Genomic DNA, 23,565 nt, shown 5'->3' with positions numbered 1-23,565 from the left:
CTCTCACCGACACTGTGTGTCCCCGACCGTCAGTCCCCGGCCCGTGCCGCCGGCACGTCCCGCACGTCCGATCCCGGCTCCCCCGCAGTGTCGTCCCGACCCCCGACATCCCCGTCCGGCGCGGCGGCGCGCAGGTCGGCGATCTCGGCCTCGAAGTCGGCCACGGAGGAGAAGTTCCGGTAGACGCTGGCGAAGCGCAGGTACGCCACCTCGTCGAGCTCGCGCAGCGGCCCCAGGATGGCCATGCCGACCTCCTGGCTGGGCACCTCGGCGGTGCCCGCGCCCCGGATCGTCTCCTCGACCCGGTGGGCCAGCTGGGCCAGGGCGTCGGTGTCGACCGGACGCCCCTGGCAGGCCCGGGCCACCCCGCGCACGACCTTGTCGCGGCTGAACGGCTCGGTGACCCCGCTGCGCTTGACCACGGCGAGCACCGGTTCCTCGACGGTGGTGAAGCGCTTGCCGCACGACGAGCACGACCGGCGTCGCCGGATCGCCTGCCCCTCGTCGGCCTCGCGCGAGTCGACGACCCGGGAGTCGGTGTGCCGGCAGAACGGACACCGCATGTCGACTCCCCCTCCCGCGTCGCGGCCCCCTCGGCGGAGTTGTCCCCAACCCCCGTGATCGCGGACCCGGATTCCCGCCGTCCTGGGGACGGACCTGGGGATCGCCGGGCCCGACCCGTGGATCGAGCGCCCCCGCCGGTGGAGCACCACCGTTGTCCCGGTGGAAGACCCTGTGGAAGGACCTTCACCAGTGTGCACAAGCTGTGGACTAACTACACCAGTGTAACCACTAGATGTTGGGGTGGGACGGTAGCGACGCGCCGACGTCCGATGCAACTCCCCAGCCACCCACTCGTCGCCCGGGCGCCGAGCGGACGTCGCCCGAGGATCAGCGGGCCGGGCTGTCGATCAGCGGGGCGTGCGGTGCCCGAGTGGGTGTCCCGATCGCGCACGAGCCGTCCGGATCACCCCGCGGCGGGCACCACGAGCGGGCGACCGGCGGCGACGGCGGAGCCGTCGAGGCCGTTGAGCTCGCGGATCCGGGTGACGACGGCCCCGGTGTCGGCGCCGGGGGCGACACGGCCGGCGACGTCGGTGAGCGACTCCCCCGCACCCACGACCGCCACCGTGGTGCCCGTCGGGGCCGGCCCGGCCGGGGCCCCGGACGGCACGACGAGGCCGAGGAGCACGCCGACCAGCGCGCCCAGCAGGACACCGAGGACCGCGACCGCGGCGACCCGGCGCCGGCGCAGGACGACCGGCGTGACCTCGGCGGCGATCCGCTCGCGGGGCGCCGTCGCCCCTCCCCCGGCGACCCGCGGGCGCACCGGAGGGAGCGCCGCCGGCGCGCGCCGTCCGGCCGGGCGGACGGGCCCGCGCGCGTCCTCGGGGCGCGCCGGGCGCGAGCCCGCGGGCTGCGGGCGCGCGGCCGGGCGGGCGAGCGGCGTCGGCGTCACACCTCCGGGCGACGCCTCCTCGGCACGCGGCGCGGGCACGCGGCCCGCCGTCTCGGCGTCGCAGCGGCCCAGCGGACCGGTCGTCCCCACGGACATGTCGACCTCCTCGCATCGCACACGCGTTCGATCGAACGCGTGTGCGATGTCTAGCATCGACCCCCGACAACGTCGACGGATCGCCCGGCGTGTCGTTCGAACACGTGTTTGATCCCGTCGGTGCACGGCGCTACTTTCGCCGTCGAACCCCCCGCCACCTGCGCGGGGCGCGGCACCCCCGCCGGGCGCCGCGGACGACGTCGGAAAGGACACGGCCATGGCACGCACGCCCCAAGGCCCGGACGGCCCCGAGGAGTCGGGGGCACGGCCAGCGGTGGCCGAGGTGGCCGACGCGGTCGTGCCGGCCCGGGTCCACCCCTTCCCCGAGCCCGCGGACGCCGACGCGTCGCCCGGCCTCACGCCGCGCCAGCGCAAGGTCCTCGAGGTCATCCGCGACCACGTCGAGCGCAACGGCTACCCGCCGAGCGTGCGCGAGATCGGCGACGCGGTCGGGCTGACGTCCACGTCCTCGGTGGCCCACCAGATGCGCACCCTCGAGAAGAAGGGCTACCTGCGCCGCGACCCCAACCGGCCGCGCGCGCTCGACGTCCGCCTCCCCGAGGAGCTCGAGGGCGCCGGCGCCGAGCCCGCCGTGCACACCGAGGAGATCCGCGCCGACCGGCCCGCGCCGACCTTCGTGCCGGTCGTCGGCCGCATCGCCGCCGGTGGCCCGATCCTCGCCGAGCAGGCCGTCGAGGACGTCTTCCCCCTGCCCCGCGAGCTCGTCGGCGAGGGGTCGCTGTTCCTCCTCAGCGTCGTCGGCGACTCGATGATCGACGCCGCCATCACCGACGGCGACTGGGTGGTCGTCCGCCAGCAGCCCGTCGCCGACAACGGCGAGATCGTCGCGGCGATGATCGACGGCGAGGCCACGGTGAAGACGTACCGGCGCAAGGACGGCCACATCTGGCTGATGCCCCACAACGACGACTTCGAGCCGATCCCGGGCGACGAGGCCACGGTGCTCGGCAAGGTCGTCGCGGTGCTGCGCCGGCTGTAGCGGACGGGGCCCTCCTCCACGGCTTGCCGTCGGAGGGCGCCCGACCTATCGTCCAGGTCATCTGATGACCTGAGGAGTGTTGTGCGGGCCGTACGCCGTGGCGGGCTGGTGGAGCAGGTGATCGACGCGCTCACCGCGCCGATCGAGAGCGGGGAGTGGCCGCCCGGGCACCGGTTGCCGGCGGTCACCGATCTCGCCGCGGAGCTGGAGGTCGGCCGGTCGACGGTGCGCGAGGCCGTGCAGGCGCTGGCGCACCGCGGGCTGCTCGAGGTGGCCCAGGGCCGCGGGACGTTCGTCGCCGAGTACCCGGGCGCCGGGACGTGGACGTTGACGCTGCGGCGCACCGAGGCGCTCGACGTCTACGAGGCGCGGCGCGGTCCGGAGATCGAGGCCGCCCGCCTCGCCGCGCTGCGCCGCACCGACGACGACCTCGTCGCCATCGCGGCCGCGATCGCCGACCGGCGCACGGCCCGCACCTGCGGGGCGGTCGGCGAGTGGGCCGCCGCCGACCTCGCGCTGCACCGCGCCGTCGTGACCGCGACCCACAACCCCGTCCTCGGCCGGATCTTCGACGCCCTCGCCGACGGCGTCCACGACTCGTTCACCCACACCAGCGCCGACCCCGGCTCCGGCGTCGACACCGCCGCCGAGCACGACGCGCTCGTGGACGCGATCGCGCGCCGGGACCCCGAGGCGGCCGCCGCCGCGACCCGCGGCTACCTCGACGCCTGCGAGGGCGAGCTCCGCGGGCTGCTGGGCGGGACGGCGTGAGCGGTCGCCGCCGGGCCCTCGGGCTCGCCGTCGAGCACGGGGTCGACGACCTCTACCAGGGCGCGGTCCCGGCGCTCGTGCCCGCGCTCGTCGCCGTCCGCGGCTGGGACCTCACCCGCGCCGGCGGCATCGTGCTGGCCGCGACCGTGCTGTCCTCGCTGGCCCAGCCGCTCTTCGGCCTCGTCACCGACCGCCGGCGGATGCCGCGCCTGCGCATCCTCGGGATGCTCCTCGCGGCCGCCGGCGTCGGGGCCGTCGGGCTCACCGACTCCTACCTCGCGACCTGGTGCGCCGTCCTGCTCTCCGGTCTCGGCATCGCGGCCTACCACCCGGAGGCGGCGCGGGCGGTGCACGCGACCGGCACCGGCGACCGCGGGATGGGCTGGTTCACCGTCGGCGGGCTGGCCGGGTTCGCGGCCGGGCCCGCGGCGGTCGGGCTCGTGGTCGGCGGGCTGGGGCTCGCCGCGACGCCCCTGCTCGCGGTGCCCGCGGTCGTCGCGGCGATGCTGGGGCTGCTCCCCCGCCGGCGTCCCGGGCCGGTCACCACGTCCTCCGAGCCGCCCGTGCTCGAGGGACGCGAGGACTGGCGGCGCTTCGGGTGGCTGACGGGCGTGGTCGTCACCCGCTCGATCGCGTTCTACGGCCTGAGCGCCTTCCTCGCCGTGCACCTCACGATGCGTTTCGGGTTCGGCCCGGGGCTGGCCGCGACGACGCTGGGGATCTTCACCGGTGCCGGCGCGGTGGCCACCGTCGCGAGCAGCGCGCTGACCCGGCGCTGGGGGCGGACGGCGGTCCTGCGCTGGTCCTACGTCGCCGCCGTGCCGCTGCTCGCGGCCACGCTGGTCGCGCCCTCGCCCGTCCTCGCGCTCGCCGCCACCGGGCTGCTCGGGGCGGCGCTCGGCGTGCCCGTCCCCGTGCACACCACGCTCGGCCAGGCCTACCTGCCGCGGCACCTCGGCCTCGCGGCATCCGTGACGCTCGGGCTCGCGGTCAGCGCCGGCGGGCTCGCCTCCCCCGCCCTCGGCGCACTCGCCGACCACCGGGGCACCACGGTCGCGCTGGCGGTGCTCATCGCCGGCCCGGTGCTCGCGGCGGTGCTGACGCTGGCGCTGCGGGACCCCGCCGATCCGGCGGCGCGAACGGGGACTCCGGACGCGTAGAAGCAGCGAACGGCCCGTTCGTTGCGTCCGCCTCGGGACCGCGGCGCTCGCGCACCCACGCCCGGACGCCGACCGTGACGACGACGGCGCCGACCACCAGCACCGCGACCGGGATGCCGAGGCCCCAGAACCGTTCGGCCGCGCCGCCCCGGGACGCGACGAGCCCGCCGAGGAGCACCAGGGGGACGAGCAGCACGGGGAGCGCGCGGTGCAGGGCCGGTTCCATCGCCCGAGCCTGACCCGGCGCGCCGGCCCGCACCATGCGCGATCCCGAGAGCCGGCCTCCGTCTCAGGCAGAGGCAGCGTGGCGGAGGTGCTCGGCGAGCTCGTCGACGCCGGGTCCCGGGCGGGCGCCGCGGCGCAGGACCAGGGTGCGACGCGCGAACGGCTCGGCCAGCTCGCACACCGCGAGGCCCCGGTCCGGGTCGACGACGTGGCGCGGGACGACCGCGAGCCCTACGCCGGCCGCGGCCAGGTCGACGACGGTGCCGAGGTCCACGGCGCGTCCGCGGTAGCGGGGCACCGGGGCGTGCTCGCCGAGGTTGGCCTCGAGGGTCTGCGCGAGCGGCGCGTCGGGCTCGAGACCGACCAGCGGGTGCTCGGCGGCCTCGGCGAAGGTCATGGCCTCGCGCCCCGCGGGGGCGCCGCCGGGCGGACCGACCACGACCAGCGAGTCGTCGGTCAGACGGTCCGCGGCGCTCGGCGGGTCGTCGCGGGCGTCGACGACGACCACCCCGAGGTCGGCCTCCCCGTCGGCGAGCATCCGGACGGTGTCGGCGCTGCGACGCTCGCGGGTGACGACGTCGACGTCCGGGTGGGCGACGAGGAAGCCCACGAGCGCGCGGGGCACCAGCCGGCGCATCGCCGAGCTCCCCGCGAGCAGGGTCACCGGGGTGCCCGCCGGCCGCCGGTACCCCGCGACCGCGCCCTCGAGACGCCCGAGGTCGTCGAGCACCTCCCCGGCGTGACGCGCGAGGGCGCTGCCCGCCGGGGTCGGGCGCACCCCGCGGCGCCCGCGCACGAGCAGCTCGACGCCGGCGTGGTGCTCGAGCGCCCGGACGCGCGCGCTGGCCGACGGGAGGCTCAGGTGCAGGCGCGCCGCCCCCGCGGTGATCGACCCCTCGGTGACGACCGCCCGGAAGAGCCGCAGGTCGAGCAGGTCGTAGCGCACGTGACGCAGCCTACGGCCGCGACGCAGGCAGAAACCGATGATCAACGAGGACTTCGGGCGCGTAGAAGCAGCGAACCGCCCGTTCGCTGCGGGAGGCTCGAGGCGCGTCAGCCCCGGCGCCGGCGCACCACCGCGACGACGGCCACGAGCGCGAACACGCCCGCCGCGACAGCGAGGACCACGCCGATGCTGGCGAGCGGCTCCGGGAGGCCGGCGCGGTCGGCCACCGGGGCGGCCGAGGGCGTCGCCGGCGGAGCGTCGACCACCAGCCCCGTCGCCCCGGGCACGGCGTGCAGCGGCGCCGGCGGCCCGTCCTCCGGCGTCTCGCCGGTCGAGAGCAGCGTCCCGTCCGGCGCGAAGGCCAGGGCCTCGCCCTGCACCTCGTTCGGGAGGGGCACCCGCACCGGCGTCGCGCGCAGGGCCGCGACGACGTCGTCGGCGGTCGCGGTGCCGCCCGGCGCCGGGTAGAGCCAGGCGTCGGCGTAGGTGCGGAGCGCGACGACGCGGCCGTCGGCGGAGATCGCGCCGCCGGTGTACGCGCCCGCGCCCAGGGACGTGATCGCCTCGCCGGGCACGACGACCTCGCCGGCCCGCCGCAGCGTCCCCCGTCCCCCGCCGCCCACGGGCGAGTCGGCGACGTAGACCCCGCTGCGCCCGCTGAGGTCCTTGGTGACGATCACCGGCCGGTCGTCGCCGGGCATCAGCAGCGACTCGGCGTCGTGGGCGCCGTCGGGGTAGGTCAGGCGGGTGATCGTCTCGTCGCCCCCGGGATCGATCCGGAGGACGGCCACCGTGCTGCGCTTCCGGTCGTTGTCGCCGATGTCGGCGAGCCACAGCGTGCCGTCGGCGCCGCGGGCGAGGTCCTCGACGTCGCGACCCTGGTCGGGCACCTCGATCTCGCCCACCACCGCGCACGTGTCGTCGAGCCGGTACACGGTGCTCGGGTTGCCGCTGTCGTTGACGACCTCGACGGCGCCGTCGGCCGCCACGACCAGCCCCGACGTCTCGGCGAGCCGCGGGTCGTCGAGGGTGCAGCGCACGTCCGGGTCGGCCCACGCGACGCCGGGAGCAGTCAGCCCGGCCAGGACCAGCAGGACCAGCGCGAGGACTCTCAGGGCACCCGCGCCGGATCCACGGCCGCCGCGCGCAGCGACGCCGCGAGCTCCTCCGAGACGCGGGCGTGCAGCACCGTGCCCTCGGGGGTGTGGCGCTCGGCGAGCACCTCGCCCTCGCCGTGGGCGCGGGCGACGAGGGCGCCCTCGGTGTAGGGCAGCAGCACCTCGAGCTCGACGTCGGGGTGCGGCAGCTCCTCGGCGAGGCGGGCCGTGAGCCGGTTCAGCCCCTCGCCCGTCTGCGCCGACACGAACACCGCGCCGGGCAGCGCCCCGCGCAGCTCCGCGAGCGCCATCGGCTCGGCGGCGTCGACCTTGTTGACGACGAGGAGCTCCGGCGGCGCCGGCGCGTCGAGGTCGGCGATGACCTCGCGCACCGCGGCGATCTGGTCCTGCGCGGACGGGTCGGAGCCGTCGACGACGTGGACCAGCAGGTCGGCCTCGGCGACCTCCTCCAGCGTCGAGCGGAACGCGTCGACGAGCTGGTGGGGCAGGTGGCGCACGAACCCGACGGTGTCGGTGAGCGTGACCTCGCGCCCGTCCTCGGTCTCCCAGCGCCGCGTGGTCGGGTCGAGGGTCGCGAACAGCGCGTCCTGGACCAGCACCCCGGCGTCGGTGATCGCGTTGAGCAGGCTCGACTTGCCGGCGTTGGTGTAGCCGGCGATCGCCACCGAGGGCACGGCGTTGCGCCGGCGCCCGCCGCGCTTGGTGTCGCGGACGGTCGACATCGCCTCGATCTCGCCGCGCAGCTTGGAGATGCGCCGGTGGATGCGGCGGCGGTCGGTCTCGAGCTTCGTCTCACCCGGACCGCGGGTGCCGACGCCGCCGCCGCCCGCCCCGCCACCACCGCCGGCGCCGCCGCCCTGCCGGGACAGCGACTCGCCCCAGCCGCGCAGGCGGGGCAGGAAGTAGCGGAGCTGGGCCAGCTCGACCTGCGCCTTGCCCTCCCGCGAGCGCGCGTGCTGGGCGAAGATGTCGAGGATCAGCGCGGTCCGGTCGACGACCTTGACCTTGAGCTTCTCCTCCAGGTTGCGCAGCTGGCCGGGCGAGAGCTCGCCGTCGCAGATGACGGTGTCGGCGCCGGTGGCCTGCACCGTCTCGCGCAGCTCGATCACCTTGCCGGAGCCGACGAACGTGCCGGGGTCGGGCGTCTGGCGGCGCTGGATGAGGCCGTCGAGCACCTCGGATCCCGCGGTCTCGGCGAGGCGCGCCAGCTCGACCAGCGACGCCTCGGCCTCCCGGGAAGTGCCCTCGGTCCAGACGCCGATCAGCACGACGCGCTCGAGGCGCAGCTGCCGGTACTCGACCTCGGTGACGTCGGTGAGCTCGGTGGACGACCCGGTGAGGCCGGGGACCCGTCGCAGCGACGTGCGCTCCTCGAGGTCGAGGGCGCCACCGGTGGGCTCGTCCGCCGGCTCGACGAGGTCGTCCGGGGCGGCGGCCCGGGGGTCGAGGCGGATGCTGCTCGAGCGCCGCGTGGAGCGGGCGGGGCTCGAGGGTCGGGGGTCCTGCGGTGCGGGTTCTGTCATGTTGCCGTCCATGGTTCCACGAGGGGCAACGCGAAAACCACCTCAGACACCCGCCGGGACCGCCGCTCCCCACGTGCCGTGGGCGACGAGCTCGGCCGGGCCGGTCAGCGTCGTCGTCGCGCCGTCGACGCCGACGAGCAGCGTGCCGCCGGGCGTGTGGACGGTGACGGTGCCCGTGTGCCGGCCGGCGGCGTCGAGGGCGGCGACCGCCCCGGCGACCGTGCCCGTGCCGCACGAGCGGGTCTCGCCCGAGCCGCGCTCGTGCACGCGCAGGCGCACCGCGCCGTCGGCGAGCGGCGTGAGGACCTCGACGTTCACCCCGTGGGGGAAGAGCGTTCGGTCGTAGGCGGGCGGCGCGGCGAGGTCGAGGGCGTCGAGCGGGGTGCCGGTGACGCAGGCCAGGTGGGGGTTGCCGACGTCGACGGCGACGCCGGTGAGCTCGACCCCGTCGACGACGGTCGTCGACGCGGGCCCGAGCACGGAGGGGCCCATGTCGACGGTGACCGGGCCGGTGCGGTCGACCGTGACCCAACGCGTGCCCGCGCGCGTGGCGACCGGGTGGGTGCCGGGCGCGACGAGGCCGGCGTCGAGCAGGTAGCGCGCGAAGACGCGCACGCCGTTGCCGCACATCTCGGCGAGCGAGCCGTCGCCGTTGCGGTAGTCCATGAACCAGGTGGCCTCGGTGCCGTCGACCCCCGCCGCGACCGCGACCGGCGCGTCGGTGCGCACGACGCGCAGCACCCCGTCGGCGCCGATGCCGCGCCGCCGGTGGCAGAGCGCGCGGACCAGGTGGCCGTCGTCGGTGTCCAGGTCGATCGAGCCGTCGGGGTCGGGGAGCACCACGAAGTCGTTCTCGGTGCCGTGTCCCTTGACGAACTCCACGTCGTCCAGCCTAACGACGCCCGCCGGTCCTGCGTCCGCTGCACAAGTTCGTGACGTGCAAAACACCTCGACGCGCAAAACTGCAGACACTGCAAGATCGGCGTACCGTCGATGACGTGACCACGGGACTGCGCGAGCGCAAGAAGCTCCGGACGCGGCGGGCGCTCGGAGCCGCCGCCCTCGAGCTCGCGGTGACCCACGGGCTGGCCGAGATGACGGTCGAGCAGATCGCCGACGCCGCCGACGTGTCGCCGCGCACCTTCTTCAACTACTTCTCGTCGAAGGAGGAGGCGGTCGTCGCCGCGGACGTCGAGCGCGCCCGCGACTCGGCCGAGCGCCTGGCCGAGCGCCCGCTCGACGAGCCGGTGCTCGACTCGGTCCGCGCGGTGATGCACGAGATGGTCGGCGACGCCCCGCGCTCGCGGGAGTGGATCGCCCAGGTCCGGCTGGTGAAGTCCGAGCCGTCGCTCGTGCCCCAGCAGCTCGCGGCCTACGCCGCCGCCGAGGCGCACCTCACCGCGGTCATCGCCGAGCGCACCGGCCTCGGCGCCCAGGACCTCTACCCGGCGGTCACCGCCGCCGCCGTCATGTCCGCGATGCGCGTCGCCACCACGCGGTGGCTCGAGTCCGACGAGCACGGCGACCTCGTCGGCGTCGTCGACCGGGTGATCGACCTGCTCGCCGTGGGTCTCCAGTCACCGCCCTCGCGCGCGCCCTGAGCCCCGGCGCCACCCCGCACGTCCACCACCCCTGCGCTCCCCCGACGGAGAACCCTGATGTCCGCACCGGCGACGACGCCGCCCGCTCTCGCTGACAGCGCCGAACCCCCCGCCACCCGCCACGTGCTGGTGGCCCTCTCGGGCCTGCTCATGGCCCTGTTCGTCGCGATCCTGTCCTCGACGATCGTGTCCAACGCGCTGCCGCGGATCCTCGCCGACCTCGGCGGCACCCAGGCGCAGTACACGTGGGTCGTCACCGCGTCGCTGCTCGCGATGACGGCGTCGACCCCGATCTGGGGCAAGCTCGCCGACCTCTTCTCGAAGAAGCTGCTGGTCCAGATCGCGATCACGATGTTCATCGTCGGGTCGATGCTCTGCGGCCTGACGACGAGCACCGAGATGCTCATCGGCTTCCGCGTCATCCAGGGCCTCGGCATGGGCGGGCTCATGGCGCTGGCCCAGGTCGTGATCGCCGCGATCATCCCGCCGCGCGAGCGCGGCCGGTACTCCGGCTACCTCGGCGCGATCATGGCCGTGGCGACGGTCGGCGGCCCGCTCATCGGCGGCGTCATCGTCGACACCATCGGCTGGCGCTGGTGCTTCTACGTCACCGTGCCGATCGCGGTCGTCGCGCTCGTCGTCCTGCAGCGCACCCTGAGCGTGCCGACGGTCAAGCGCGAGGTGCACATCGACTACCTCGGCGCGGTCCTCATCGCCGCCGGCGTCTCGGCGCTGCTCATCTGGACCTCGCTGGCCGGGCACCAGTTCGCCTGGGGCTCGTGGACGTCGGTGGCCTGGGTCGGCGGCGGCATCCTCGCCCTCGTCGCGGCCGTGGTCGTCGAGTCGAAGGTGCGCGAGCCGATCGTGCCGCTGCACCTCTTCCGCAACCCGACGGTCGCGCTGGCCACGATCGCCGGCCTGTTCGTCGGCGTCGCGATGTTCGGCTCGACGGTCTACCTGAGCCAGTTCTTCCAGCTCGCCCGCGGCGCGACGGCCACCGAGGCCGGCCTGCTCACGCTCCCGATGATCGCCGGGCTGTTCCTCGCCTCGACGGTCGTCGGCCAGCTGATCTCCCGCTACGGCCGCTGGAAGCCCTACCTCGTCGGCGGCGGCATCCTGCTCACCGCCGGGCTGCTGCTCGAGGGCCTGTTCGTCAGCGCGACCGTGCCCTACCCGCTGCTCGCGGTGTTCATGGCGATGGTCGGCATCGGCGTCGGCGCCACCCAGCAGAACCTCGTGCTCGCGGTGCAGAACCAGGTCGCGATGAGCGAGATGGGCGCCGCCAGCTCCACGGTCGCGTTCTTCCGCTCGCTCGGCGGTGCGGCCGGCGTGGCCGCGCTCGGCGCGCTGCTCACCACCCAGGTCTCGAGCTCGATCACCGCGGGCCTGGCGAACCTCGGCATCCCGGCCTCGGCCACCGGCTCCTCGGGCGGCCAGATCCCGAACCTCGCGACGCTGCCGGCGCCGATCCGCACGGTCATCGAGAACGCCTACGGCGACTCGATCGGCACCCTGTTCCTCGTCGCCGCGCCGCTGGCGCTCCTCGCGCTGGTCGCGATCGTCTTCCTGCGCGAGGTGCCGCTGCGGCACACGATCGACATCGAGTCCACGGTCACCGAGACCGAGACGGGCGCGACCGGTGCCGACACCGTCCGCCTGCGCCGCCCGACCCTGCGCGGGATCGTGCGCCACGACGGCGAGCCCGCCCCGTACGCGGTGCTCACGGTCGTCGACGCCGACGGCCGCCAGCTCGGACGGGCCGTTGCCGGGCACGACGGCGCCTACACCGTCGACGCCGCGACCCCCGGCCGCCCGCACCTGCTCGTCGTGCAGTGGCAGGGCAACCCGCACGTCGAGGCGCTGGGCGGGGCCACCGGGCCGCAGCACCGCGACATCGCGCTGACGACGTCCTCGCACACGGGCCGGCACTCGCGCGCGGAAGCTCTCGACGCCCCGACGGTGTCGCTGGGCGCCGAGCGGTAGCGCTCGCCCGCCCCGGGTTCCGACCGAAGGGCCCCTTCGCTCAGCTAGATCGAGCGAAGGGGCCCTTCGCTCGTCTCCGGGAGGAGTGCCAGGGAGATCAGGGGCGACGCCATGCACCGTCGGCGTCCGGCGACGTGCGTGACGTCGCTCGTGATCACCGGCGGGGCCGGGCCTCGCGACACCTCAGAGCAGGCCGAGCACCGCGGCGACGAGGTCCGGTGCGGCGGCGTCGAGCCACTGCACGCGGGTGTCGCGCCGGAACCACGAGCGCTGGCGGCGCACGAGCCGCCGGGTGGCGACGACCGTGCGGCGCCGGGCCTCGTCGAGGTCGATCGCGCCGTCGAGGTGCTCGAGGACCTCGCGGTAGCCGACGGCGCGCGACGCCGTCACGCCGTCGCGCAGCCCGCGGTCCGCCAGCGCCGCCACCTCGTCGACGAGCCCGCCGGCGAGCATCGCGTCGACGCGCACCTCGATCCGCTCGTCGAGCACCGCGGTGTCGCGGTCGAGCCCGACGAGCACCGCGTCGTGCCGCGGCGCCCCCGGCACGGGCAGGCTCGCCGCGAACGGGCGCCCGGTCAGCTCGACGACCTCGAGCGCCCGGACGATGCGGCGCCCGTTGCTCGTGAGGATGTCGCGCGCCGCGTCCGGGTCCCGCGCGGCGAGGCGGGCGTGCATCTGCCCCGGCCCCACCGCCGCGAGCTCGGCGTCGAGCCGGGCCCGCAGCGCCGGGTCGGTGCCGGGGAACTCGAGGTCGTCGAGGACCGCCTGCACGTAGAGCCCCGACCCGCCGACGACCAGCGGCACGCGTCCCCGCGCCCGGATCGCGTCGACCGCGGCGCGGGCGTCGCGCTGGTAGGCCGCGACCGTGGCCGTGTCGGTGACGTCGAGGACGTCGAGCAGGTGGTGCGGCACACCGCGGCGCGCGTCCGGCGGGAGCTTGGCGGTGCCGACGTCCATGCCGCGGTAGAGCTGCATGGCGTCGGCGTTGACGACCTCCGCGCCCGACCCGCGGCGGGCGAGCGCGTCGGCGAGGTCGAGCGCGAGGTCGGACTTCCCGGTCGCCGTCGGGCCGACCAGGGCGATCGGGGCGATCGGGCGGGTCATCGCCGCCCAGGATGCCGGACGCCCGACCCGGGTCGCGCGAGCCCACCACGGGGGCAGGGAGTTCCTGCACACTCGGCGGACCTGCTTGAATGCCCGAACCGTAGGAGCTGGAGGTGTCGGGGCCGATGACCGACGAGCAGGCTGCGGAGGCCGTCGACGGGGCGCGCCCCGACGGCGCCACCGAGGCCGCACCCGAGGCCGTCACCGTGACCTCCCCCGAGGTCGCGCAGGCCGTCCCGCAGGCCACCCCCGACGTCGCGCACACCGACGCTGCTGCTCACCCGGCCCCGCCGGCCGCCCCCACGCCCGGCCCCTCCGGGTCGGCGCCCGCGTTCCCGTCCGTCCCGTCGGCGGCGGCCGACCCCGCGCGCTGGGGCCGGGTCGACGACGACGGCACCGTGTGGGTCACGACGGCCGACGGCGAGCGGGCGGTCGGTTCCTGGCAGGCCGGCGACGCCGTCGAGGGCCTCGCCCACTTCGCGGTGCGCTTCGACGACCTGCGCACCGAGGTCGACCTGCTCGTCCGGCGTCTCACCGGCGGCCGGGGCGAGGCCCGCGCGATCCTGCGCAGCGCCACCACCCTGCGCGAGAAGCTCGTCGACGCCGCCGTGGTCGGCGACGTCGTGGGGCTCGGCCACCGTCTCGACGCCGTGGTCGCCGCCGCCGAGGGCGCCGAGGAGACCGAGCGGGCCGCGCGGGCGGGCGCGCGCGACGACGCGGTCGCCCGCAAGGAGGCGCTCATCGCCGAGGCCGAGACCCTCGCCGAGGAGACCACGCGCTGGAAGCACGCCGGCGACCGCTTCCAGGCGATGATCGAGGAGTGGAAGGCGGTCAAGGGGATCGACCGCAAGACCGACGACGCGCTGTGGAAGCGCTTCTCCCGCGCCCGCGAGACGTTCGCCCGCCGCCGCGGCGCCCACTTCGCCGAGCTCGACCGCGCCCGCACCGCCGCGAAGGCGCGCAAGGAGGACCTGGTCGTCGAGGCCGAGTCGCTCACCGAGTCCACCGACTGGGGGCCGACCGCCGGGCGCTACAAGGAGCTCATGGCGGAGTGGAAGGCGGCCGGGCGCACGAGCAAGGACGCCGACGACGCGCTGTGGGCGCGGTTCCGCGGCGCCCAGGACGCGTTCTTCTCCCGCCGGTCGGAGGCGTTCTCGGCCCGCGACGCCGAGTTCACCGACAACGCCCGCGCCAAGGAGGCGCTGCTCGCCGAGGCCGGGCGCATCGATCTCTCCGACGTCGACGCCGCCCGCACCGCGCTGCGCGAGGTGCAGGAGCGCTGGGACGCGATCGGCAAGGTCCCGCGGGAGCGGGTGCGGGAGTTCTCGGCGCGCCTCAAGGAGGTCGAGGACCGCGTGCGCGCGGCCGTCGACCGCCGCTGGCAGGCCGCGGACCCCGAGACCGAGGCCCGGGTCGGCCAGTTCCGCGCGCGCGTCGAGCAGTTCGAGGCCCAGGCGGCCAAGGCGCACGCGGCGGGCGACCGCCGCCGCGCCCAGGAGGCGGAGCGCCAGGCCGCGCAGTGGCGGGAGTGGCTCGCCGCCGCGGAGGACGCGACCCGGTAGTCAGCGCCGGGAGAAGGCGAAGCTCGCCCAGCGCCCGGCCAGCACGATCATCGCCAGCAGCGCCAGCCAGAGCCCGATGCCCGGGCCCGTGCCGGCGCTGGTGTTCTGCGACCAGATCGCCCACAGGCCCGTCACCGAGGTGATCGTGCAGCCGGCGGCCGTGACGAACACGGCGGGCCAGCGCCGGGTCAGCAGCGTGACCGCGGTGCCGACCACGCCGAACACCACCGCGAGCGTGCCGAACAGGCGCGGCAGCCCGGTGACGCCGGGGCGGCCGAGGACGACCTCCCAGCCCGACGCGCCGAGCCCGGTCCACGGCAGGACCGCGGCGAGCAGCAGCACGAGGACCGCGACGGCGGCGACGAGCGCGCCGGGCCCGAAGTCGACGCGGGCCGAGGGGGCGGGGGCGGTGGAGGATTCGGTCATCGGTGCTCAGACCTCCGTCAGGGGTGCCGGGAGACGGAGCGCAGCGGAGCTCGACCCGTCGGCCGAGCAGCCCGGGGCCGACACAGCCGGCGCGGCGGCCGGCGGGCCGAGCGTCGGCAGGCCCAGCCCGGTGGTGCGCGGCGTGGTCGGCCGCTGCCCCGCCGCGTGGGCGTCGCCGGCGCGCGTGCGGCGGTGGGTCAGGACGTCGCCGTCGGCGACGACGTGGTGCGGAGCGCCGTAGGTGGCGCGGACGGTGACGACGTCGCCGGGCCGGATCTCCTCCGTCGTCCCGGTCGGCGTGAAGTGCACGAGCCGCCCGTCGCGGGCGCGCCCGCTCATCCGCCGGGTCGCGGTGTCCTTGCGGCCCTCGCCCGTGGAGACGATCAGCTCGAGCTCGCGCCCGACCTGCTCCCGGTTGAGCTCCAGGGAGATTTCCTCCTGGAGCGCGACCAGCCGGTCGTAGCGCTCCTGCACGACGGCCTTCGGCACCTGGTCGGGCAGCGAGGCGGCGGGCGTGCCGGGGCGCGGCGAGTACTGGAACGTGAAGGCCTGCGAGAACCGCGACGCCTCGACCACGCGCAGCGTCCCGGCGAAGTCCTCCTCGGTCTCCCCGGGGAAGCCGACGATGATGTCGGTGGTCAGCGCCGCGTCGGGCATCGCGGCGCGGACGTCGTCGACGATGTCGAGGTAGCGCTTCGCGCGGTACGACCGGCGCATCGCCTTGAGCACCCGGTCGGACCCCGACTGCAGCGGCATGTGCAGCTGCGGGCAGACGTTCGGCGTCTCGGCCATGGCGGTGATGACGTCGGAGGTGAAGTCGCGCGGGTGCGGGCTGGTGAACCGGACCCGCTCGAGGCCCTCGACGCGCCCGCAGGAGCGCAGCAGGTCGGCGAACGCGGTGCGCCCGCTGGCCCGGTCGTCGAACGAGACGCCGTACGCGTTGACGTTCTGGCCGAGCAGCGTCACCTCGAGCACACCCTCGGCGACGAGCGCCTCGACCTCGGCGAGGATCTCCCCCGGGCGCCGGTCGACCTCCTTGCCGCGCAGCGACGGCACGATGCAGAAGGTGCAGGTGTTGTTGCAGCCCACGGAGATCGAGACCCAGCCGGCGTAGGCGGAGTCGCGGCGCGCGGGCAGGTGCGACGGGAAGGTCTCGAGCGCCTCGAGGATCTCGACCTGGGCCTCGCCGTTGTGCCGGGCGCGCTCGAGCAGCGCGGGCAGCGACCCGGTGTTGTGGGTGCCGAAGACGACGTCGACCCACGGCGCCTTCCGCACGACGGCGTCGCGGTCCTTCTGGGCCAGGCAGCCGCCGACCGCGATCTGCATGCCGGGCCGCTGGGCCTTCTCCGGGGCGAGGTTGCCGAGCTGGCCGTAGAGCTTGTTGTCGGCGTTCTCGCGCACCGCGCAGGTGTTGAACACGACCAGGTCGGCGCCGTCGGCGTCGTCGGTGTGCTCGTACCCGGCCTCCTCCAGCACGCCCGCGAGGCGCTCGGAGTCGTGCACGTTCATCTGGCACCCGTGGGTGCGGATGTGGAAGGTCGCGGCCGTCATCAGGGCCCAGGGTAGGCCTCCGGGGTGCGACGATGCCGCGCGTGGTCGCCTCCCGCCGCACGGTCCTCCTGACGGCGCTCGCCGCCGCGGGCGCGGCCGCCGCCGGCTGCGCCGGACCGGCCGGCGGCGAGTCGCCGGTCGTCGTCGCGACGGGCGGTCCGCAGGGCGTCTACCGGCGCCTCGGCGACGCCCTGGCCGGCATCTGGGGCGTCGATCCCGGCGTCGCCACGGGCGTGCTCGGTAGCGAGGGCTCCGTCGACAACGTCGGCATGCTCGTCTCCGGGCGCGCGCGGGTCGCGTTCTGCGCCGCCGACGTCGCGGTCGACGGCGCGGTCGACGGCGCCCGGCCCCGCCACCCGCTGCAGGCGCTGGCCCGGGTGCACGACGACGGCATCCACGTCGTCGTGCCCGCCGAGTCGCCGGTCCGCCGCCTCGCCGACCTGCGCGGGCGCCGGGTGTCGGTCGGCGCCCGGAACTCGGGCGTCCTCGTCATCGCCCCGCGCCTGCTCGCCACCGTCGGGCTGACCGCCGAGCGGGACATGGACGCGGTGATGCTCGGCCTCGACGACTCCCTCGCGGGCCTGGAGCGCGGCGAGCTCGACGCGTTCTTCTGGTCCGGCGGCGTGCCCACCGCGGGCGTCGACCAGCTCGCCCGACGCCGCCCCGTGCGCCTGCTCGACCTCGGCGAGGAGACCGCCCGGCTGCGCACCGGCTACCCGGTCTACGACGTCACCACGGTCCCGGCGGGCACCTACCGGCTCCCCGACCCCGTGAGCACCACGTCGGTGCGCAACGTCCTGCTCGTCACCGCGGACATGGCGCCGGACCTGGCCGAGGCGCTGGTCCGCTCGATGCTCGAGCGCCGCGACGCCCTCGCGCTCGCCGACCCCGCCGGGCGCAGCATCGACCCGCGCACCGCCATCGGCACCCAGCCGGTGGCCCTGCACCCCGGCGCGGTCGCGGCCTACCGGGCGTTCAAGGGGGTCTGAGCTCCCGCCTCGGCCGCCCCCGCCTCCCCCGCGGCGTCCCGCGCCGCGCCCGGCGGCAGGCGCAGCACGACGCGCAGGCCGCCGTCCTCGGGCAGCTGCAGCACGAGCTCCCCGCCCGCGCGCTCGGCCGACCGCGCGGCGATGGCGAGGCCGAGCCCGGTCCCGTCGTGCCCGTTCTGGGCCGGTGCCCGCCAGAACCGGTCGGTCGCCCGCTCCAGCTCCGCGGGGTCGAGGCCGCGGCCGTGGTCGCGCACGCCGATCTCGACCCGGCCCTCGACGCGGGCGGTCGACAGCTCGACCTCGGTGCCCGGCGGGGCGTACTTCAGGGCGTTGTCGAGGACGGCGTCGAGCACCGCGACCACGGAGTCGACGTCGGAGCGCGCCACGAGCCCGCCCGGGCCGCGGCGGCGCAGGGACAGGCCCTCGTGCTCGGCGAGCACCCGCCACGCGTCGGCCCGGTCGTCGAGCAGCGGGTCCAGCGGCATCGCCACGGGCTGCGCCGGGCGTCCCTCGGCCTTCGCCAGCGCGAGCAGCGCGTCGAGCACGCCCGCGAGCCGGTCGGTCTCCTCCAGCGCCGCGCCGTGCTCCTCGCGCAGGTTGTCGTCGACCCGCGCGTCCGGCGCGGCGAGGGCGGCGCCGACGTTCTGCATCCGCAGGCGCAGCGCGGTCAGCGGGTTGCGCAGCTGGTGGCCCGCGTCGGCGACGAACGCGCGCTGGGACTCGAGCGCGTGGGTCACGCCGGCCGCCATCTGGTCGAAGTGCCTGCTCAGCCGGCGCAGCTCGGGCGGCCCGCGCCCGTCGCCGACCGGCCGTGGCGCCCGCCCGGCCCGCACGGCCGCGGCGACCTGCGCGGTGCCCTCGTCGAGGCTCTCGACCGGGGCGAGGATCCAGCGCACCAGCGGCAGCGCGAGCCCGGCCGCCACGGCGAGCGCCACCAGGCCCGCCGCGGCGAGCGCCGCCCACACCCGCAGCGTCTCGGCCCGCGCCGGCGCGATCGGCGAGATCGTCACCGCCGCGCCGCGGACCTCGCCGCCGACGAGGACCGGCTCGGCGAGCAGCAGCGGCGCGCTCTGCCACGGCCACACCGGGTCCGGCGGCTCGGAGCGCTGACCGGCGAGCGCGAGCTGGACCCGGCGCGCGGCGGGCTCGGGCACCTCGGACCGCGACGACGCGAGCACCCGGCCCTCGCGGTCGACGACCAGCGCGGTGACGCCGTAGACGTCGTCGTAGCGTGCGAGCTCGGCGGCCAGGGCGCTCGTGTCCCCGTCGCCGACCGCGCGCTGCGAGAGCGCGGCGAAGCGCGAGGTGTCGCCCAGCCGGTCGGCGAACAGCCGCGAGGTCGCCGTCGACGCCGACGCGCCCGCGAGCGGCAGCCCGAGGCCCAGCACCAGCATCCCGACCAGCACCGAGAAGACGACGAGCAGCCGCGTGCGCACGGTTCAGGCCCCCGTCGCCAGCCGGTACCCCACGCCCCGGACCGTCGCGACCATCCCCGGCCGGCCGAGCTTCGTGCGCAGCGTGGCGACGTGGACGTCGAGGGTGCGGTCGGCGCCCGGCCACCGGCGTCCCCACACCTCGGCGACGAGGCGGTCGCGGGTGCACACCGCGCCGTCGGCCTCGGCGAGCAGCGCGAGCACCGAGAACTCCTTGCGCGAGAGGGACACGTCGGCGCCGTCGACGGTCAGCGTGTGGCGGGCGCGGTCGAGCACGACGCCCTCGCCCAGCTCGGTCACGGGGTCCGGAGCGGCAGCCGGGGCGGTCGTCCCCCGGCGCCGGCGCACCGCGTGGATCCGGGCGACGAGCTCGCCGATGTCGTAGGGCTTGACCAGGTAGTCGTCGGCGCCGTAGTGCAGCCCGAGGATGCGCTCGTCGACGCTGCCGCGGGCGCTGACGACGATCACCGGGACGTCGGCGGCGTCGCGGATGCGCCGGCACACCTCGAGCCCGTCGACGTCGGGCAGGCCGAGGTCGAGCAGCACCACGTCGGTGCCGGGCAGGTGCGGCAGCACCGCGAGGCCGCGGCTGACCCGCTCGACCTCCATCTCGTGGCGGGACAGCGCGGCGCGCAGGGCCGCGGCGACCCGGTCGTCGTCCTCCACGACGAGCACTCGCACGGCGGCCCCCTCTCGGCGGCGAACGTCCCCGACGTCCCTGACGTTACGGAGCGGCGGGGTAACCCTAAGTCTTCCTCAAGAGCGTGGACGCCCAGATCACGGCGCTGGCACCTTCCGTGCACCGCCTCACGGTGGAGCGACGGACAGGAGCCCGAGCATGGCCGACCAGACCCCAGCGCCGTCAGGACCCTCCTCCGGCACCCCGATGGTGCGGATGACGGGCGTCAACAAGCACTTCGGCGACCTGCACGTCCTGCGCGACATCGACCTCGAGGTCGCCCGCGGCGAGGTCGTCGTCGTCCTCGGCCCGTCGGGGTCGGGCAAGTCGACGCTGTGCCGGGCGATCAACCGCCTCGAGCCCGTCGACGGCGGCACCGTCGAGATCGACGGGACCCCGCTGCCCGCCGAGGGCCGCGACCTCGCGAAGCTGCGCTCCGACGTGGGCATGGTGTTCCAGCAGTTCAACCTCTTCGCCCACATGACGATCCTCGACAACGTCACGCTGGCGCCGACGCGGGTGCGCGGGAAGTCGAAGTCCGAGGCGCAGGAGCGGGCGCGGACCCTGCTCGACCGCGTGGGCATCGGCAACCAGTCCGACAAGTACCCCGCCCAGCTCTCCGGCGGCCAGCAGCAGCGCGTGGCCATCGCCCGCGCGCTCGCCATGGAGCCCAAGGTGATGCTCTTCGACGAGCCGACCTCGGCGCTCGACCCCGAGATGGTCGGCGAGGTCGTCGAGGTCATGTCCGGCCTCGCGAAGGACGGCATGACCATGGTCGTGGTCACCCACGAGATGGGCTTCGCCCGCCGCACCGCGCACCGCGTCGTGTTCATGGCCGACGGCGAGATCGTCGAGGACACCACGCCGGACAGCTTCTTCTCCCGGCCCGCCACGGAACGGGCCCGCGACTTCCTCGGCAAGATCCTCACCCACTAGAAGTTGGAAGGAGCCGTCATGAGACGCCTCGTCTCGCTCCGGTCCCTCGGCGTGCTCCTCGCGGTGCTCGCGATGGCGTTCGGCGCCGCGTGCGGCCGTGAGGGCAGCCCCGGCGGTCAGCCGGTCGCGGGGTCCCCGGTCGCCCAGAACGTGCAGGTGCCCGGCTCGCCGGTGTTCGCCTCGATGCAGCAGCGCGGGCGCCTGATCCTCGGCGTCAAGAACGACCAGCCGGGCCTCGGCATCCAGGACCCGACCACCGGCCAGTACACCGGCTTCGACATCGAGATCGGGCGCATGGTCGCGGCCGGCCTCGGCTTCGCGCCCGAGCAGATCGAGTACCGGGTCATCCCGTCGGCCGCCCGCGAGGACGCGATCTCGCGCGGCGACGTCGACCTCTACGTCGGCACGTACACGATCAACGACAGCCGCAAGCAGCGCGTCGGCTTCGCCGGCCCGTACTTCGTCGCCGGCCAGGACCTCCTCGTCCGCGCCGACGACCAGTCGATCACCGGCCCGCAGACCCTGCAGGGCAAGCGGGTCTGCTCGGCGACCGGCTCGACGCCGATCCAGCGGGTCCGCGAGCAGAACCTGACCCAGAACGTGGTCGAGTTCCAGAACTACTCGCAGTGCGTCGACGCCCTGCGCGGCGGCCAGGTCGACGCCGTCACGACGGACAACGCGATCCTGCAGGGCTACGCCGCCCAGACCCCCGACCAGCTGCGCGTCGTGGGCCAGACCTTCTCCGAGGAGCCGTACGGCATCGGCATGAACCGCGACGACGTCGCGCTGCGGAACAAGGTCAACGACCTGCTCCAGCAGGCCGAGAACGACGGCACCTGGACGCGGCTCTACAACGAGACGCTGGGCCGCTCCGGCACCCCGGCGCCCCAGCCCCCGCCCATCGAGCGCTACTAGGCGCTCCGCGCACGTGAGGGATCCGGGTCGTCATGACGACCCGGATCCCTCACGAGGGGAGACCCCATGGACGTCCTGTTCGGCAACCTCTCCGAGTACCTCACCCGCTTCGGCGGCACGATCGGGCTGTTCGTGCTCTCGGCGATCGCGTCGCTGATCCTGGGCGTGATCCTGGCGGCGATGCGGGTCAGCCCGGTCCCGGCGATGCGCGCGGTCGGTACGGGCTACGTGACGCTGCTGCGCAACACCCCGCTGACCCTCGTGCTGTTCTTCTTCGCCCTCGGGTTCACCAAGCTCTTCTTCTACCTGCCGTTCTTCCTCCTCGCGGTCATCGGGCTCTCGCTCTACACGGCGGCGTTCGTGTGCGAGGTCGTGCGCGGCGGGATCAGCACGGTGCCCGCGGGCCAGTCCGAGGCGGCCCGCGCGCTCGGGCTCGGCTTCAGCCAGACCCTGAGCCTCGTCGTGCTGCCGCAGGCGGTGCGCTCGGTGATGCCGCCGCTGACGAGCGTGCAGATCGCGCTGCTGAAGAACACCACCGTCGCCGCGGGCTTCTCGGTGTTCGAGGCCGGCGGGTTCTACCGCGCGGTCAACGAGCAGGGCGGGTCGACGCTGGTGGCGCTGCTGTGGGTCGCGGTCGGCTTCATCATCCTCGTGATCCCCCTGACGGTGCTGCAGCGCCGGCTGGAGAAGCGCTGGAGCGTGGCCCGATGAGCGCCCCGACCGCGGTCCTCTTCGACGTCCCGGGGCCGCGCGCGAAGGCCCGCAACACGGTCGCGGGCGTCGTCACGCTGGTGTTCGTCGCCGCGCTGGTCGGCGTCATCATCTGGCGGCTCGCGGCCACCGGACAGCTCGACGCCCGCGCGTGGGAGTGGATCCTCTACGAGAACGTCCAGCTCGCCCTGCTCGACGGCCTGGTCAACACGCTGCGGGCCTTCGCGTCCGGCGCCGTGCTGGCGCTGGTCCTGGGCGCGCTGCTCGCCCTCGGGCGGCTCTCCGACCACCGCTGGCTGCGGACGCTGTCGAGCTGGTTCGTCGAGCTCTTCCGGGCCGTGCCGCTGGTCGTGCTGATGTTCCTCTTCTACTACGGCCTGCCGTCGGTCGGGATCACCGTCTCGACCTACGCCGCCGTGGTGCTGGGCCTGACGCTCTACAACGGCGCCGTGCTCGCCGAGGTGTTCCGCGCCGGCGTGCTCGCCGTCCCGCGCGGGCAGTCGGAGGCCGCGTACGCCCTGGGCCTGCGCAAGTCGGGGGTCATGCGCTTCGTGCTGCTGCCGCAGGCGGTGCGCTCGATGCTCCCGGCGATCGTCAGCCAGCTCGTGGTGCTGCTCAAGGACTCGGCGCTCGGGTTCCTCATCACCTACCCCGAGCTGCTGTTCCAGGCCCAGTTCCTCGGGTCGAACGCGACGCTGGGCTCGCCGCTGATCCCGGTCGCCATGGTCGTCGCGGTCATCTACATCGCGCTCTGCCTGCTGCTCTCGTGGCTCGCGTCCTGGCTGGAGGCCCGGTCGCGCCGCAATCCGGCGGTCCTCACGGTCGCGCCGACCGAGCGGGCGGATGCGACCTGACCCCGTCGTGATCCGCGCGGCGCGCCCCGGTGAGCTCGAGCTGCTCCGGCAGATCGAGGTCGCCGCGGGCGCGCCGTTCCGCGACGTCGGCATGGACCCGATCGCCGACGACACCCCGCCCTCGACGGTGGTCCTCACCGGCGCGCTCGAGCGCGGCGGGCTGTGGGTCGCCGCCGAGGACGATCGACCGGTCGCCTACCTCATGGACGACGTCGTCGACGGCGAGGCGCACCTCGACCAGGTCTCCGTGCACCCCGACCACGCCCGCCGCGGCATCGGGGCCGGGCTCGTCGAGCACCTCGCCGGCCGCGCCCGGGCCGCCGGGCGCGCCGCGATCACCCTGACCACGTTCGTCGACGTGCCGTGGAACGCGCCGTACTACGCCCGGCTGGGGTTCCGCGCGCTCGCCGACGACGAGCTCGGGCCGGGGCTGCGCGCGGTCCGCCGGACCGAGGCGGCGCGGGGGCTGGACCGCTGGCCCCGCGTGGCGATGCGGCGCGATCTCGGGGCCGGAGACCCGTAG

23 protein-coding genes are annotated in these 23,565 nt (G+C 75.5%); 12 read left to right on the top strand and 11 right to left on the bottom strand.

From position 1 onward, the window contains the following. Positions 1-29 precede the first annotated feature (29 nt). Positions 30-563 (bottom strand): transcriptional regulator NrdR, encoded by a 534-nt coding sequence (nrdR, locus tag EV188_RS05175; protein ID WP_243741474.1) that lies wholly within the window; start codon positions 561-563, stop codon positions 30-32. A 404-nt stretch (positions 564-967) separates the two neighbouring features. After that, positions 968-1,555 (bottom strand): LysM peptidoglycan-binding domain-containing protein, encoded by a 588-nt coding sequence (locus EV188_RS05170; protein ID WP_208113979.1) that lies wholly within the window; start codon positions 1,553-1,555, stop codon positions 968-970. A gap of 217 nt (positions 1,556-1,772) precedes the next feature. Between EV188_RS05170 and lexA the strand changes: the two genes are divergently transcribed. The 3 genes from lexA to EV188_RS05155 all read left to right on the top strand — a co-directional run bounded on the left by lexA (position 1,773) and on the right by EV188_RS05155 (position 4,486). Beyond that, positions 1,773-2,555, top strand: coding sequence for a transcriptional repressor LexA (gene lexA / locus EV188_RS05165; RefSeq protein WP_133825092.1), 783 nt, complete (start codon positions 1,773-1,775; stop codon positions 2,553-2,555). Positions 2,556-2,636: 81 nt separating this feature from the next. Beyond that, complete coding sequence (locus tag EV188_RS05160; protein ID WP_133825091.1) at positions 2,637-3,326, top strand: FadR/GntR family transcriptional regulator; 690 nt, start codon at positions 2,637-2,639, stop codon at positions 3,324-3,326. Further along, a complete protein-coding gene (locus EV188_RS05155; protein ID WP_133825090.1) occupies positions 3,323-4,486 on the top strand; it encodes an MFS transporter in 1,164 nt (387 codons plus the stop codon). Before EV188_RS05160 ends, EV188_RS05155 begins: the two co-directional genes overlap by 4 nt. A gap of 289 nt (positions 4,487-4,775) precedes the next feature. On the opposite strand, the gene EV188_RS05150 is transcribed toward EV188_RS05155, so the two are convergent. From EV188_RS05150 to dapF, 4 genes are all read right to left on the bottom strand, one after another. Beyond that, a complete protein-coding gene (locus EV188_RS05150) occupies positions 4,776-5,657 on the bottom strand; it encodes a LysR family transcriptional regulator (RefSeq protein ID WP_133825089.1) in 882 nt (293 codons plus the stop codon). A 107-nt stretch (positions 5,658-5,764) separates the two neighbouring features. Beyond that, complete coding sequence (locus EV188_RS05145) at positions 5,765-6,697, bottom strand: NHL repeat-containing protein (protein WP_243741473.1); 933 nt, start codon at positions 6,695-6,697, stop codon at positions 5,765-5,767. A gap of 71 nt (positions 6,698-6,768) precedes the next feature. After that, positions 6,769-8,298 (bottom strand): GTPase HflX, encoded by a 1,530-nt coding sequence (gene hflX, locus EV188_RS05140; protein WP_133825087.1) that lies wholly within the window; start codon positions 8,296-8,298, stop codon positions 6,769-6,771. Between the two features lie 42 nt (positions 8,299-8,340). Continuing rightward, a complete protein-coding gene (gene dapF, locus EV188_RS05135) occupies positions 8,341-9,180 on the bottom strand; it encodes a diaminopimelate epimerase (RefSeq protein WP_133825086.1) in 840 nt (279 codons plus the stop codon). 116 nt (positions 9,181-9,296) lie between these two features. Here dapF and EV188_RS05130 point away from each other — a divergent pair, with 116 nt between their 5' ends. Both EV188_RS05130 and EV188_RS05125 read left to right on the top strand, forming a co-directional pair. After that, positions 9,297-9,899, top strand: a complete 603-nt coding sequence (locus EV188_RS05130) for an acyl-CoA-like ligand-binding transcription factor (RefSeq protein ID WP_166659715.1) — start codon at positions 9,297-9,299, stop codon at positions 9,897-9,899. 57 nt (positions 9,900-9,956) lie between these two features. Continuing rightward, positions 9,957-11,882, top strand: coding sequence for an MDR family MFS transporter (locus EV188_RS05125; RefSeq protein WP_133825084.1), 1,926 nt, complete (start codon positions 9,957-9,959; stop codon positions 11,880-11,882). Between the two features lie 183 nt (positions 11,883-12,065). Here the strand turns inward: EV188_RS05125 and miaA are convergent, their stop codons facing one another. After that, positions 12,066-12,986 (bottom strand): tRNA (adenosine(37)-N6)-dimethylallyltransferase MiaA, encoded by a 921-nt coding sequence (gene miaA, locus EV188_RS05120; RefSeq protein ID WP_208113978.1) that lies wholly within the window; start codon positions 12,984-12,986, stop codon positions 12,066-12,068. A gap of 125 nt (positions 12,987-13,111) precedes the next feature. Between miaA and EV188_RS05115 the strand changes: the two genes are divergently transcribed. Beyond that, positions 13,112-14,548, top strand: a complete 1,437-nt coding sequence (locus tag EV188_RS05115; protein WP_133825083.1) for a DUF349 domain-containing protein — start codon at positions 13,112-13,114, stop codon at positions 14,546-14,548. Here the strand turns inward: EV188_RS05115 and EV188_RS05110 are convergent, their stop codons facing one another. Both EV188_RS05110 and miaB read right to left on the bottom strand, forming a co-directional pair. Continuing rightward, complete coding sequence (locus EV188_RS05110) at positions 14,549-14,974, bottom strand: Rv2732c family membrane protein (RefSeq protein ID WP_133825082.1); 426 nt, start codon at positions 14,972-14,974, stop codon at positions 14,549-14,551. 6 nt (positions 14,975-14,980) lie between these two features. Then, complete coding sequence (gene miaB, locus EV188_RS05105; protein WP_133825081.1) at positions 14,981-16,525, bottom strand: tRNA (N6-isopentenyl adenosine(37)-C2)-methylthiotransferase MiaB; 1,545 nt, start codon at positions 16,523-16,525, stop codon at positions 14,981-14,983. Positions 16,526-16,557: 32 nt separating this feature from the next. Between miaB and EV188_RS05100 the strand changes: the two genes are divergently transcribed. Next, positions 16,558-17,514 carry a TAXI family TRAP transporter solute-binding subunit gene (locus EV188_RS05100; protein WP_133825080.1) on the top strand — a complete coding sequence of 319 codons (957 nt, stop codon included), beginning with the start codon at positions 16,558-16,560 and terminating at the stop codon, positions 17,512-17,514. On the opposite strand, the gene EV188_RS05095 is transcribed toward EV188_RS05100, so the two are convergent. Both EV188_RS05095 and EV188_RS05090 read right to left on the bottom strand, forming a co-directional pair. Then, positions 17,490-18,950, bottom strand: coding sequence for a sensor histidine kinase (locus EV188_RS05095; protein ID WP_133825079.1), 1,461 nt, complete (start codon positions 18,948-18,950; stop codon positions 17,490-17,492). The genes EV188_RS05100 and EV188_RS05095 overlap by 25 nt on opposite strands. Before the next feature lie 3 nt (positions 18,951-18,953). Then, the gene (locus EV188_RS05090; RefSeq protein ID WP_133825078.1) at positions 18,954-19,628 is read right to left on the bottom strand and encodes a response regulator transcription factor; all 675 of its coding nucleotides are present in this window, start codon (positions 19,626-19,628) and stop codon (positions 18,954-18,956) included. 205 nt (positions 19,629-19,833) lie between these two features. Between EV188_RS05090 and EV188_RS05085 the strand changes: the two genes are divergently transcribed. The 5 genes from EV188_RS05085 to EV188_RS05065 all read left to right on the top strand — a co-directional run bounded on the left by EV188_RS05085 (position 19,834) and on the right by EV188_RS05065 (position 23,565). Next, positions 19,834-20,562 carry an amino acid ABC transporter ATP-binding protein gene (locus EV188_RS05085; protein ID WP_166659747.1) on the top strand — a complete coding sequence of 243 codons (729 nt, stop codon included), beginning with the start codon at positions 19,834-19,836 and terminating at the stop codon, positions 20,560-20,562. A gap of 18 nt (positions 20,563-20,580) precedes the next feature. Further along, positions 20,581-21,477 carry a glutamate ABC transporter substrate-binding protein gene (locus tag EV188_RS05080; RefSeq protein WP_133825076.1) on the top strand — a complete coding sequence of 299 codons (897 nt, stop codon included), beginning with the start codon at positions 20,581-20,583 and terminating at the stop codon, positions 21,475-21,477. Positions 21,478-21,543: 66 nt separating this feature from the next. Beyond that, positions 21,544-22,188 carry an amino acid ABC transporter permease gene (locus EV188_RS05075; protein ID WP_133825075.1) on the top strand — a complete coding sequence of 215 codons (645 nt, stop codon included), beginning with the start codon at positions 21,544-21,546 and terminating at the stop codon, positions 22,186-22,188. After that, a complete protein-coding gene (locus tag EV188_RS05070; RefSeq protein ID WP_133825074.1) occupies positions 22,185-23,042 on the top strand; it encodes an amino acid ABC transporter permease in 858 nt (285 codons plus the stop codon). The genes EV188_RS05075 and EV188_RS05070 overlap by 4 nt, the downstream gene beginning before the upstream one ends. Positions 23,043-23,049: 7 nt before the next feature. Further along, positions 23,050-23,565 carry a GNAT family N-acetyltransferase gene (locus EV188_RS05065; protein WP_208114028.1) on the top strand — a complete coding sequence of 172 codons (516 nt, stop codon included), beginning with the start codon at positions 23,050-23,052 and terminating at the stop codon, positions 23,563-23,565.

This window comes from Actinomycetospora succinea, assembly GCF_004363095.1.
Taxonomy (GTDB): domain Bacteria; phylum Actinomycetota; class Actinomycetes; order Mycobacteriales; family Pseudonocardiaceae; genus Actinomycetospora; species Actinomycetospora succinea.
This window is presented reverse-complemented; position numbering and strand designations above follow the sequence as displayed.

What these genes read in the sequence shown, in the direction of transcription:
- nrdR (WP_243741474.1), bottom strand. Translation starts at nt 563, where the DNA reads ATGCGGTGTCCGTTCTGCCGGCACACCGACTCCCGGGTCGTCGACTCG.
- EV188_RS05170 (WP_208113979.1), bottom strand. Translation starts at nt 1,555, where the DNA reads ATGTCCGTGGGGACGACCGGTCCGCTGGGCCGCTGCGACGCCGAGACG.
- lexA (WP_133825092.1), top strand. Translation starts at nt 1,773, where the DNA reads ATGGCACGCACGCCCCAAGGCCCGGACGGCCCCGAGGAGTCGGGGGCA.
- hflX (WP_133825087.1), bottom strand. Translation starts at nt 8,298, where the DNA reads ATGACAGAACCCGCACCGCAGGACCCCCGACCCTCGAGCCCCGCCCGC.
- EV188_RS05125 (WP_133825084.1), top strand. Translation starts at nt 9,957, where the DNA reads ATGTCCGCACCGGCGACGACGCCGCCCGCTCTCGCTGACAGCGCCGAA.
- miaA (WP_208113978.1), bottom strand. Translation starts at nt 12,986, where the DNA reads ATGACCCGCCCGATCGCCCCGATCGCCCTGGTCGGCCCGACGGCGACC.
- EV188_RS05115 (WP_133825083.1), top strand. Translation starts at nt 13,112, where the DNA reads ATGACCGACGAGCAGGCTGCGGAGGCCGTCGACGGGGCGCGCCCCGAC.
- EV188_RS05110 (WP_133825082.1), bottom strand. Translation starts at nt 14,974, where the DNA reads ATGACCGAATCCTCCACCGCCCCCGCCCCCTCGGCCCGCGTCGACTTC.
- miaB (WP_133825081.1), bottom strand. Translation starts at nt 16,525, where the DNA reads ATGACGGCCGCGACCTTCCACATCCGCACCCACGGGTGCCAGATGAAC.
- EV188_RS05100 (WP_133825080.1), top strand. Translation starts at nt 16,558, where the DNA reads ATGCCGCGCGTGGTCGCCTCCCGCCGCACGGTCCTCCTGACGGCGCTC.
- EV188_RS05085 (WP_166659747.1), top strand. Translation starts at nt 19,834, where the DNA reads ATGGTGCGGATGACGGGCGTCAACAAGCACTTCGGCGACCTGCACGTC.
- EV188_RS05080 (WP_133825076.1), top strand. Translation starts at nt 20,581, where the DNA reads ATGAGACGCCTCGTCTCGCTCCGGTCCCTCGGCGTGCTCCTCGCGGTG.
- EV188_RS05075 (WP_133825075.1), top strand. Translation starts at nt 21,544, where the DNA reads ATGGACGTCCTGTTCGGCAACCTCTCCGAGTACCTCACCCGCTTCGGC.
- EV188_RS05070 (WP_133825074.1), top strand. Translation starts at nt 22,185, where the DNA reads ATGAGCGCCCCGACCGCGGTCCTCTTCGACGTCCCGGGGCCGCGCGCG.